This window comes from Mesorhizobium sp. U510, from assembly GCF_059180695.1.
The window spans coordinates 548,883-560,692 of the sequence record NZ_CP180532.1; the positions used below are offsets into that span (position 1 = coordinate 548,883).

The 11,810-nt window shown below is 64.8% G+C and carries 9 protein-coding genes; 1 reads left to right on the forward strand and 8 read right to left on the reverse strand.

The annotated features are described in order from the left end of the window. Positions 1 to 72 precede the first annotated feature (72 nt). The 7 genes from atpD to ACLGL5_RS04650 form a co-directional block, all read right to left on the reverse strand. On the reverse strand, positions 73 to 1,653 hold the full coding sequence (gene atpD / locus ACLGL5_RS04620) for a F0F1 ATP synthase subunit beta (RefSeq protein ID WP_069090424.1): 1,581 nt from the start codon (positions 1,651 to 1,653) through the stop codon (positions 73 to 75). A 70-nt stretch (positions 1,654 to 1,723) separates the two neighbouring features. Continuing rightward, positions 1,724 to 2,608, reverse strand: a complete 885-nt coding sequence (locus ACLGL5_RS04625) for a F0F1 ATP synthase subunit gamma (protein ID WP_010912153.1) — start codon at positions 2,606 to 2,608, stop codon at positions 1,724 to 1,726. A 32-nt stretch (positions 2,609 to 2,640) separates the two neighbouring features. After that, a complete protein-coding gene (gene atpA, locus ACLGL5_RS04630) occupies positions 2,641 to 4,170 on the reverse strand; it encodes a F0F1 ATP synthase subunit alpha (RefSeq protein ID WP_019861845.1) in 1,530 nt (509 codons plus the stop codon). Then, positions 4,170 to 4,730: a F0F1 ATP synthase subunit delta gene (locus ACLGL5_RS04635; RefSeq protein WP_064981313.1), complete on the reverse strand. Its 561-nt coding sequence runs from the start codon at positions 4,728 to 4,730 to the stop codon at positions 4,170 to 4,172. Before ACLGL5_RS04635 ends, atpA begins: the two co-directional genes overlap by 1 nt. A 246-nt stretch (positions 4,731 to 4,976) precedes the next feature. Next, positions 4,977 to 5,372, reverse strand: coding sequence for an AGROH133_08824 family phage infection protein (locus tag ACLGL5_RS04640; protein WP_069090425.1), 396 nt, complete (start codon positions 5,370 to 5,372; stop codon positions 4,977 to 4,979). Positions 5,373 to 5,467: 95 nt separating this feature from the next. Continuing rightward, positions 5,468 to 6,163: an aspartate/glutamate racemase family protein gene (locus ACLGL5_RS04645; RefSeq protein WP_069090426.1), complete on the reverse strand. Its 696-nt coding sequence runs from the start codon at positions 6,161 to 6,163 to the stop codon at positions 5,468 to 5,470. Positions 6,164 to 6,213: 50 nt separating this feature from the next. Continuing rightward, the gene (locus ACLGL5_RS04650; protein WP_069090427.1) at positions 6,214 to 8,397 is read right to left on the reverse strand and encodes a primosomal protein N'; all 2,184 of its coding nucleotides are present in this window, start codon (positions 8,395 to 8,397) and stop codon (positions 6,214 to 6,216) included. Positions 8,398 to 8,487: 90 nt separating this feature from the next. On the opposite strand from ACLGL5_RS04650, the gene fsa reads away from it, so the two are divergent. After that, entirely contained in the window at positions 8,488 to 9,144 is a 657-nt protein-coding gene (fsa, locus tag ACLGL5_RS04655) for a fructose-6-phosphate aldolase (protein ID WP_010912160.1), read from the forward strand. Between the two features lie 88 nt (positions 9,145 to 9,232). On the opposite strand, the gene ACLGL5_RS04660 is transcribed toward fsa, so the two are convergent. Next, entirely contained in the window at positions 9,233 to 11,809 is a 2,577-nt protein-coding gene (locus tag ACLGL5_RS04660) for a DNA translocase FtsK (RefSeq protein ID WP_069090428.1), read from the reverse strand. Between the last annotated feature and the right edge of the window lies 1 nt (position 11,810).

Below are 11,810 nucleotides of genomic sequence, written 5' to 3' on the forward strand. Positions count from 1 at the left end.
AAAGAAACTCATCGCTGAGTCGAAGTAACCGGACCCGATCGCCTTGAGCGTATTCGGGTCCTCCATCTTTCATCAGGCCGCTTCGGCCGCCAGGCGCTGTGCCTTCTCGACCGCTTCCTCGATGCCGCCGACCATGTAGAAGGCAGCTTCCGGAAGGTGATCGTAGTCGCCGTTGCAGAGGCCCTTGAAGCCCTTGATGGTGTCGGCGAGGTCGACGAGCTTGCCCGGCGCGCCGGTGAATACTTCGGCGACGAAGAAAGGCTGCGACAGGAAGCGCTCGATCTTGCGGGCGCGGGCCACGGTCTGCTTGTCCTCTTCCGACAGCTCGTCCATGCCCAGGATGGCGATGATGTCCTGCAGCGACTTGTAGCGCTGGAGGATCGACTGCACCTGGCGGGCAACCGCATAGTGCTCTTCACCGACAACCATCGGGTCGAGCATGCGCGAGGTCGAGTCCAGCGGATCGACCGCCGGATAGATGCCCTTCTCGGCGATGGCGCGGTTCAGCGTCGTCGTGGCGTCAAGGTGGGCGAACGAGGTCGCCGGTGCCGGATCGGTCAAGTCGTCGGCGGGCACGTAGATGGCCTGCACCGAAGTGATCGAGCCCTTGGTGGTGGTGGTGATGCGTTCCTGCAGCGCGCCCATGTCGGTGGCGAGCGTCGGCTGATAGCCCACGGCCGACGGGATACGGCCGAGCAGAGCCGACACTTCCGAACCCGCCTGCGTGAAGCGGAAGATGTTGTCGACGAAGAACAGCACGTCCTGGCCCTGGTCGCGGAAATATTCAGCCACCGTCAGGCCGGTCAGGCCGACACGGGCGCGCGCGCCCGGCGGCTCGTTCATCTGGCCGTACACGAGAGCCGCCTTGGAGCCTTCGCCGCCGCCCTTCTTGTTGACGCCGGATTCGATGAACTCGTGATAGAGATCGTTACCCTCGCGGGTGCGCTCGCCGACGCCGGCGAACACCGAATAGCCGCCGTGTGCCTTGGCGATGTTGTTGATCAGTTCCTGGATCAGCACGGTCTTGCCGACGCCGGCGCCGCCGAACAGGCCGATCTTGCCGCCCTTGGCGTAAGGTGCCAGCAGGTCGAGCACCTTGATGCCGGTGATCAGGATCTGCGCTTCCGTCGACTGCTCGACATAGGTCGGAGCCGGCTGGTGGATGGAGCGCATTTCGATCGCGTCGACCGGACCCTCTTCGTCGACCGGCTCGCCGATGACGTTGATGATGCGGCCGAGCATGCCCGGGCCGACCGGCACGGTGATCGGCGCACCGGTGTCACGCACTTCCTGGCCGCGCACCAGACCTTCGGTGGAGTCCATGGCGATGCAGCGAACGGTGTTTTCACCCAGATGCTGGGCAACTTCGAGCACCAGACGATTGCCGACATTGGTCGTCTCGAGCGCGTTCAGGATCGCCGGAAGGTGATCGCCGAACTGCACGTCGACGACGGCGCCGATGACCTGGCGGACCTTGCCGACAACGCCGGTTGCCTTGGCGGCCACGGCCGAAGTCTTGGCCGCCAAGGCCTTGGCCGGCGCTGCCGCCGTCTTTGCCGGAGCTGCCTTCGCGGCGGCTGCCGGAGCCTTGGCCGCCTTTGCGGGGGCTGCGGCCTTGGGGGCCGCCGTCTTGGGGGTCGCTGCTTTCGCCATCGTCTTTACCCTTTTTCGTCCTTTGTTTCTCACGCGGTCCGGTAGCGGGCCGATGGCCCGCGAACCGCGCCTAGAGCGCTTCGGCGCCCGAAATGATTTCGATCAGTTCCTTGGTGATCTGCGCCTGCCGCTGGCGGTTATAGGTGATCGACAGCTTGTTGATCATCTCGCCGGCGTTGCGCGTCGCATTGTCCATCGCGCTCATCTTGGCGCCCATTTCGCCGGCCGCGTTTTCGAGCAGCGCCCGGAAAACCTGCACGGAAATGTTGCGCGGGATGAGGTCGGAGAGGATTTCGCCCGGCTCCGGCTCGTACTCGTAGACGGCATTGCCGCCATCCACCGCCGCGGCGGGAGCCGAAGCGACGCCGGCGGGAATGATCTGCTGCGCGGTCGGGACCTGGCTGATCACCGATTTGAACTGCGAATAGAACAGCGTGCAGATGTCGAAGGCGCCCTCGTTGAAGAGGTGGATGACCTTCTTGGCGATCGCGTCGGCATTGACGAAGCCGAGCGTCTTGACCTCGCGCAGGTCGACACGGTCGAGGATCATCGAGGCATAGTCGCGGCGCAGGATATCGAAACCCTTCTTGCCGACGCAGATGATCTTGACCTGCTTGCCGTCGGCCAGAAGCCGCCGGATATGATCGCGGGCCAGGCGGGCGATCTGCGAATTGAAGCCGCCGCACAGGCCACGCTCGGCGGTGCAGACGACGAGCAGATGCACGTTGTCCTTGCCGGTGCCGGTCATCAGCGCCGGGGCATCGCCGCCGCCGCCGATTGCCTGGGTGATGTTGGCCAGCACGGAACCCATGCGCTCCGAATAGGGGCGCGCCGCTTCCGCTGCCTCTTGCGCACGGCGCAGCTTCGCCGCGGCGACCATCTGCATCGCCTTGGTGATCTTCTGCGTCGCCTTGACCGAGGCGATACGGTTACGAAGGTCTTTTAATGAAGGCATGCTTCAAACCTGATCCCGTCTTGTCGCTTCGCTCAGGCGAAGGTCTTGGCGAAAGCGTCGATCTCTGCCTTCAGCTTGGCGCGCAGATCGTCCGACAGCGCCTTTTCCTTGCGAATGGCGTCGAGAACGTCCTTGCCCGCCGCACGCATGTGGCTGAGCAGGCCATGCTCGAACTTGCCGACCTGGTTGACCGGCAGCTTGTCGAGATAGCCGTTGACGCCGGCGAAGATCACCGCGACCTGCTCTTCCGTCTTCAGCGGCGAGAACTGCGGCTGCTTCAGGAGTTCGGTCAGGCGCGATCCGCGGTTGAGCAGGCGCTGCGTGGCGGCGTCGAGATCCGAGCCGAACTGCGCGAAGGCCGCCATTTCGCGGTACTGCGCGAGCTCGCCCTTGATCGAGCCGGCAACCTGCTTCATCGCCTTGATCTGCGCCGAGGAACCGACGCGCGACACCGACAGGCCGACATTGACGGCCGGACGGATGCCCTGGAAGAACAGGTTGGTTTCGAGGAAGATCTGGCCGTCGGTGATCGAGATCACGTTGGTCGGGATGTAGGCCGACACGTCGTTGGCCTGGGTTTCGATGACCGGCAGAGCCGTCAGCGAGCCATTGCCCAGATCGTCATTGAGCTTGGCGGCGCGCTCGAGCAGGCGCGAGTGCAGATAGAAGACGTCGCCCGGATAGGCTTCGCGGCCCGGCGGGCGGCGCAACAGCAGCGACATCTGGCGATAGGCGACGGCCTGCTTCGACAGATCGTCGTAGCTGATCAGCGCATGCATGCCGTTGTCGCGGAAATATTCACCCATGGTGCAGCCGGCGAACGGCGCCAGGAACTGCATCGGCGCCGGATCGGAAGCGGTGGCGGCGACGATGATCGAATATTCGAGCGCGCCGCGCTCTTCCAGCACCTTGACGAACTGCGCGACGGTCGAGCGCTTTTGGCCGACGGCGACGTAGACGCAGTAGAGCTTTTCCTTCTCGGGGCCGTTGTCGTGCACCGACTTCTGGTTGAGCATCGTGTCGAGGATGATGGCGGTCTTGCCGGTCTGACGGTCGCCGATGACCAGCTCGCGCTGGCCGCGGCCGACCGGGATCAGCGCGTCGATGGCCTTGAGGCCGGTCGACATCGGCTCATGCACCGACTTGCGCGGGATGATGCCGGGCGCCTTCACGTCGACGCGCTTGCGTTCGGTCGCCTTGATCGGGCCCTTGCCGTCGATCGGATTGCCGAGCGCGTCGACGACGCGGCCGAGCAGGCCCGGACCGACCGGAACGTCGACGATGGCGCCGGTGCGCTTGACGGTGTCGCCTTCCTTGATGTCGCGGTCGGCGCCGAAGATGACGACGCCGACATTGTCGGCTTCGAGGTTGAGCGCCATGCCGCGGATGCCGCCGGGGAATTCGACCATCTCACCGGCCTGGACATTGTCGAGGCCGTAGACGCGGGCGATACCGTCACCGACGGACAGCACCTGTCCAACTTCGGAGACCTCAGCCTCCTTGCCGAAATTCTTGATCTGGTCTTTCAGAATTGCGGAAATTTCCGCGGCGCGGATGTCCATCAGCCGACCTCTTTCAGTGCAAGCTTGAGCGAATTGAGTTTGGTTTTGAGCGACGTATCGATCTGGCGCGAGCCCATCTTGACCACCAGCCCGCCGAGCAGCGACGGATCGACGGTGACGGAGATGGCCACGTCCTTGCCGGCAACGCTTTTCAGCGCCGCCTTGAGTTCGGTCTGCTGGGCAGCCGTCAGCTCGTGAGCCGACGTCACTTCAGCAGCGGTCTCGCCACGGTGTTCGGCGGCGATCTGGCGGAACGCCTTGATCATGCCGGGCACGGCGAACAGCCGGCGATTGCGGGCGACGACGCGCAGGAAATTACCGGTGAGGCCGGTGATCCCAGCCTTGTCGGCGATCGCCGCGATGGCCTTGGCCTGCTCCTCGCTGGAGAACACCGGGCTGTTGATCAGCCGGGTCAGGTCGGAACTGCCAGCCAGCATCGCCTCGAAACTGTTGAGGTCGGACTCGACCTTGGCCACGGAATTTGCCTGCAGGGCGAGTTCGAACAGCGAACCCGCGTAGCGTTCTGCGACACCTGAGATTGGCGATGACGATTGGGCCACGGACCGTCTTTTCTCTTGTCTGACAGGCCGCAGATTGTTGGCGCGAGCAAAAACTCTGGCTAAATCTTTGACCTTACTGCATTTTTTCAAGCACGGAGGCGCGGCTTCCGCTATCCCCGGCCGAAAGTCGATTGCCGTCTAGCACAGGCATTTTAAGACCGCAATGCGTCGTTCCGCATGCTTTTCAGGCACTATTGTCGCATCCGGCGAAAGAGTCTCGCCTCGCGCCACGGAATAGCTAGCGATTCAAGGCACAAAGCCGAAGGCAAAGGCAAGCGGCAACGCCGCCAGGACCAATTCCACCACAATGGAAACCCAATTGAAAGGTGTGTTGGCGCCATCCGACATCATCGACAGCAGCCGGCCGAAGGCCGTGAACAGCCAGGAGAAGCCGAGCGCCATGTAAACCAGCGGCTGCGCCAAGAGGATGCAGCACAGGCCGACGCCGAGATAGAAGCCCGACATCCTGCCGCGCCCCTCGGCGATCGCCGCCGCTTTCTCCGGCTTCGCCTGCAGGCGCAGGATGCGGAAGGCCAAGCCAGGCGCCAGGAAGAACAGAAGCCCGAGGAGCACGGTGAAGACGGCGCTCGACCAGGCCAGCCATTCGCCCTGGCTCGTCGGCCATGGAAGCGCAAAATCCATCTTGTCCCCTCAAAATGCCTGTTTTGAAATTGCCGGCATTCTAGCGAAGGAAAGAATGCGCGCCAGGTGGCATCAGGCACTTTAGGAGAAACGCATCAAGCCAGAGCGAATTCCACCGCCGCCTCGGCATGGATGCGTGTCGTGTCGAACACCGGAATATCAAAATCATCCTGTCCGATCAGCATGGTGATCTCGGTGCAGCCCATGATGATGCTGTCGGCGGCCTCTTCGCGGCGCAGGCGTTCGGCCTCTTCCACATAAGCGGCCTTCGAGGCTTCGCTGACAATGCCTTGGCAGAGCTCCTCATAGATGACGCGATGCACCATGTCGCGCCCGGCCGCATCGGGCACCACTGGCGAGAGGCCGTATTTCTCGGCAAGCCGGCCCTTGTAGAAATCCTGCTCCATGGTGAAGCGCGTCGCCAACAGCGCCGGGCGCCGCATGCCGGCGCGCTCGATCGCCATCGCCGTGGCATCGGCAATGTGGATCAGCGGGATGGAGACGGACGTCTGCACCTGGTCAGCCAGTTTGTGCATGGTGTTGGTGCACAATAGCAGCCCTTCGGCGCCGCCCGCCTCCAGCTTGCGCGCGGCATCAATCAGAAGCACGCCGGCGCCGTCCCAATCGCCATGATGCTGCCGCTCGGCGATCTCGGCGAAGTCGAACGACCAGAGCAGCAGCTTCGCCGAATGCAGCCCGCCAAGGCGATCGCGCACGATCTCGTTGAGCAGGCGATAGTAGATGGCGGTCGATTCCCAGCTCATGCCGCCGAGCAAGCCAAGGGTTTTCATGTGATCTTCCGTTTCTCGCTGGCCAGCAGCCTATCGCCGATATGGCGACCTTACAAAAAGCTCTGCGGGTCGATGTCGACCTGCACCCGGACCGAGCCGCGCTGCTTCGGCCCATTGGCCAGCATGGCGCGGATAAATCCTTGCATGTCGGCGCGCCGTTCGCCCTGGATCAGCAGGCGGAACCTGTGGCGACCGCCGAGCAGGGAGAGCGGCGCTTCCGCCGGCCCCAGCACGAACAGGTCCGACGCCTCGGGCGCAGCGCGGCGCAGGCCGCGTGCATGCCCTTCCGCTTCCGCTCGCGTCACCGCGCTGACGATGACGCCGGCCAACCGGCCGAAGGGCGGCAGGGCCGCCCGCTCCCGCTCGGCGATCTCGCGCTCGTAAAAAGCCTCGGCATCGCCCGAGACGATCGCCCGCATCACCGGATGGTCGGGCTGGAAAGTCTGCAGCAGGCCGAGGCTCTTCTTGCCGGTGCGGCCGGCGCGGCCGGTCACCTGGCTGAGCAGCTGGAAGGTGCGCTCGGCGGCGCGCGGATCGCCATTGGCAAGACCGAGATCGGCATCGACGACGCCGACCAGCGTCATGTTGGGAAAATTGTGGCCCTTGGCCACGAGCTGCGTGCCGATGACGATATCGGCCTCGCCATCGGCGATCGCTTCCAGTTCCAGCCGCAGCCGCCGCACCCCGCCCATCAGGTCGGACGACAAGACGATGGTGCGCGCATCGGGGAAATGCGTGACGACCTCCTCGGCGATGCGCTCGACACCCGGGCCGCAGGCGACCAGATGGTCGAGCGTACCGCATTCCGGGCAGGCTTCGGGGCGGCGTTCATTGTGCCCGCAATGATGGCAGACCAGCTGGCCGCGAAAGCGATGCTCGACCAGCCAGGCCGAACAGACCGGGCAGCCGAAACGGTGGCCGCAGACGCGGCACAGCGTCAGCGGCGCATAGCCGCGCCGGTTGAGGAACAGGAGCGACTGTTCCTTCTTCTCCAGCGTCTTGCGCATATGGTCGATCAGCACCGGAGACAGGAAGCCGCCACGCGCCGGTGGCGCGCGCCGCATGTCGATCGACTTCAGCTGCGGCAGCGCCGCCTCGGCGAAGCGGGCGGAAAGGATGGCCCTGTTGTACTTGCCTTGGCTCGCATTGACGCGGCTCTCGACCGAAGGTGTCGCCGACGCCAGCACCACCGGAAAGCCGCCAATATGGCCGCGCACCACCGCCATGTCGCGCGCATTGTAGAAGACACGGTCCTCCTGCTTGTAGGCAGGGTCGTGCTCCTCGTCGACGACGATCAGGCCAAGCTCCTTGAACGGCAGGAACAGCGCCGAGCGCGCGCCGGCAACGACGCGCACCGTGCCTTCCGCCACCTGCCGCCAGACTTTTTCGCGCATCCTGGGCGGCAGGTCGGAATGCCATTCGCCCGGCTTGGCGCCGAAGCGCTGCTGGAAGCGTTCGAGGAAAGCGTGGGTCAGCGCAATTTCCGGCAAAAGGATCAGCACCTGCTTGCCCTGGTCGAGCGCCGCCGCCACCGCCTCGAAATAGACCTCCGTCTTGCCAGACCCGGTGACGCCGTCGAGCAGCGCGACGTTGAAGGCGCCGGCCGCGACATTGGCGCGCAGCATCGATGCGGCGTCGCTCTGGTCCGGCATCAATTCCGGCACGGCATAGCTCGGATCAGGTGCTGCCACGACCGGGCGCGGCGGGATCATCACCGCCTCGAACACGCCTTGCGCCTTCAGCCCCTCGATCACCGTCGACGACACACCGGCCGCATGCGCGAGGCCCGATCGCGTCCAGGCCAACCCACCTTCGGCCGTCTCCAGCACACGCGCCCGCGCATCCGTCATCCGGTCGGGAATGATAAGCGTGCGCTGCAGCCCCTCGATCCAGGGTTCCGGGTCGAACGCCTCCGGCGCTCTGAGCAGCATGCGTGCCACCATGCCGGGCGCCGACAGCGTGTATTGCGCCACCCAGTCGACGAAACGGCGCATCGAACGGTCGATCGGCGGGCAGTCGAAAACCTGTTCGATCGGGCGCAGTTTTTTCGCATCGACAGTCTCGACCGCGGCGTCCCAGACGATCCCGGCGACCTGGCGCGGCCCGAGCGGCACGCGCACGATTGACCCCGGCACGACGCGCATGCCGGCCGGCACGGCATAGGTGTAAGGGCGTTCGGCAGGCATCGGCACCAGCACCGGCGCGGCTGCGACAAAGGGCGAATCTTCGATCATGAGGCGTGACCTTGCCCTGACTTTGGTCTAGATCAAAGGCCGACCCCGAATGTGCATGGCATGCACATAAGAATCTTCAGGAGACCCGCCATGAAATTTTTTGTCGATACCGCCGACATCAAGGATATCCGTGAACTCAACGATCTGGGGCTGCTCGACGGCGTCACCACCAATCCGTCGCTGATTCTCAAATCCGGCGGCAAGATCGCCGACGTCACCAAGCAGATCTGCGACATCGTCCAGGGTCCGGTTTCGGCCGAAGTCGTGGCGACCGAGTACAAGGACATGATGGCGGAGGCCGAGGTGCTGGCCAAGATCGCGCCCAATGTCTGCATCAAGGTGCCGCTGACGCTGGACGGCCTGAAGGCCTGCAAGACGATCCGCACCCAGATGAACCGCATGGTCAACGTCACGCTGTGCTTCTCGGCCAACCAGGCGCTGCTCGCCGCCAAGGCCGGCGCCTCGTTCATCTCGCCCTTCGTCGGCCGCATCGACGACACCGGCTCGGACGGCATGGAGCTGATCCAGGAGATCCGCCAGATCTACGACAATTACGATTACCAGACCGAGATTCTGACCGCTTCGGTGCGCACGGTGAACCACGTCAAGCAGGCGGCCCTGATCGGCGCCGACGTCATCACCGCGCCGCCGGCGACGCTGAAGGCGCTGGTCAACCATCCGCTGACCGACAAGGGTCTCGCCGCCTTCCTCGCCGACTGGGCCAAGACCGGCCAGAAGATCGGCTGAGATCGTACCGTTTCAATGAGAAAAGGCCGGGCAACCGGCCTTTTTTATTATCCGTCGGAAGATGTCCGATTGTCGAAAGGGCCGCCGATCATTCCGTGCCGTCATCGTCAGGCGCGGCCGCCGGCGGGCGCCGGCCCATGATGATCTCGCGCTTGCCGACATGGTTGGGCGCGCCGACCAGGCCTTCCTTCTCCATGCGCTCGACCAGGGAAGCGGCGCGGTTGTAGCCGATGCCGAGCCGGCGCTGGATGTAGGACGTCGAACACTTCTTGTCGCGCACCACCACCTTGACCGCTTCGTCATAGCTGGAATCGCCGTCCTCGGCCGCGACGGATCCCTTGTCGAAGACCGCGCCCTGATCGTCGTCGACCTCTTCCTCGTCCTCGTCGGCGGTCACGGTCTCCAGATATTCCGGGCGGCCCTGCGCCTTCAGATGCGCCACGACGTGTTCGACCTCGGCGTCGGAGACAAAGGGGCCATGCACGCGCGAAATGCGCCCGCCGCCCATCATGTGCAGCATGTCGCCCTGACCGAGCAGCTGTTCGGCGCCCTGCTCGCCCAGGATGGTGCGGCTGTCGATCTTGGAGGTGACCTGAAAGGAAATGCGGGTCGGGAAGTTGGCCTTGATCGTGCCGGTGATGACATCGACCGAGGGGCGTTGCGTTGCCATGATCAGATGTATGCCGGCGGCGCGCGCCATCTGCGCCAGGCGTTGGATCGCGCCTTCGATCTCCTTGCCGGCGACCATCATCAGGTCAGCCATCTCGTCGACGATGACGACGATGTAGGGCATCGGCGCCAGATCGATTTCCTGCTGCTCGAACAGCGGCTCGCCGGTGCCCTTTTCGAAGCCTGTCTGCACGGTCATGACGACCGCCTCGCCCTTGTCGCGGGCTTGGGCGGCGCGCTCATTGTAGCCGTCAATGTTGCGCACGCCGAGCCGCGCCATCTTGCGATAGCGGTCCTCCATCTCGCGCACCGCCCATTTGAGCGCCGTAACGGCCTTCTTGGGATCGGTGACGACGGGCGTCAGAAGATGTGGGATGCCGTCATAGACGGAGAGCTCCAGCATCTTCGGATCGACCATGATCAGCCGGCATTCTTCCGGCTTCAGCCGGTAGAGCAGCGACAGGATCATGGTGTTGATGGCGACCGACTTGCCGGAGCCGGTGGTGCCGGCGACGAGCAGGTGCGGCATCTTCGCCAGTTCGGCGATGACGGGCTCGCCGCCGATCGTCTTGCCGAGGCAAAGCGCCAGCTTGCAGCTGGTCTTGCGGAAACCCTGCGATTCGATCAGTTCTCGGAAATAGACGGTCTCGCGCGTCTCGTTCGGCAGCTCGATGCCGATGACGTTGCGGCCGGGCACGACGGCGACGCGCGCCGAAATCGCCGACATGGAGCGGGCGATGTCGTCGGCAAGGCCGATGACGCGGGACGATTTGACGCCCGGCGCCGGCTCGAACTCATAGAGGGTGACGACTGGACCGGGGCGAACGTGGATGATCTCGCCGCGCACGCCGAAATCCTCGAGCACGCTTTCCAGAAGATCGGCATTCTGCTCGAGCCGCTCCTGCGACATGTAGAAGCCCTGCCCTTCCGGCGGCTGCTGCAGCAGCTCTTCCGAGGGAAGTTCATACGCCTCGCCGGTCGTGGCCGGCACGATCTTGCCGACCAAAGGCAGCGGCGAAGAGGCGCGCACGGCCGGAGCCTGCACGGTCTCCTCGGCGCCTTGCGCGACCTGCGCCGGAGCGGCCTTGCCCGCGACAACAGAGGTTGCCATCCGCGCTTGGGCTCGCTTCGGCACACCACCCGCTACCGGCTGAACCGCGGCTTCGTTGGAGTTGGCCGGCCGGACATCCGGCAAAGCGGCAGGGGCTTGCTGGCCTGGAAGCCAGTCGATGACGCGGAACGACGCGGTCGGGTCGGCCGAGGGCGCGGCGCGGACATCGATCCGACCGGCGGCAACTGGCGCGGCGGCGCGCGGGACCGGGACGGCTCGCGACGTCTGCGACGAACCTTCGATCATGTAGGGCGCCATGAGCTCGAAGAAGACGTGATCCGACAGATAGGGCCAGCGGACGGTTTCGCGGCCTGTCGTCCTGACTGGCGCCGCCATTGCCTGGGCAGACGCGGCCGGTGCGGATGCCCGTGCTGTTGCGGCCATCCTCGGACCGGCCGTCACGACGGTCCGCGCCTTTTCGCTGGCATGCCTTGGCGCAACGGAGGCCGGCGATCTTTCATGCATCGCGGCTTTGTCGCCGGCGGGCGGCCGGGCGGCTTCCACAGCGGCGTTCCGGCTCTTCATCGCCGCAGACAATGACGAGGATGAGACTGCGGACGACGTCGCGGCCGCGGCAGGCTGTGCGACGGCTTGCCGCGCCGGCGGTTCGCCTTGCTCGGAGGTGACCTGGCGCGGATGGCGCGGGCTGGCTTCATAGTCCGGGGTGCGGGTAAACCGCACATTGGGCGCCAGGAAGAAATATTCCTGCCAGGCGGGGCTTTCGTTGCCGCCGAGATCGACAGGTGGCGGGAAATTGCCGGCCGCGGCCGCGCCGGTCTGCTGGCCGCCCGCCTTGCCGCCCGGGCCGTTGAAACGCTTTCCCTCGGGGTCATCGGGCGAAGCTGGCTTCAATGAATTGACCCGAGGAAAACGCTTGGATTCCATT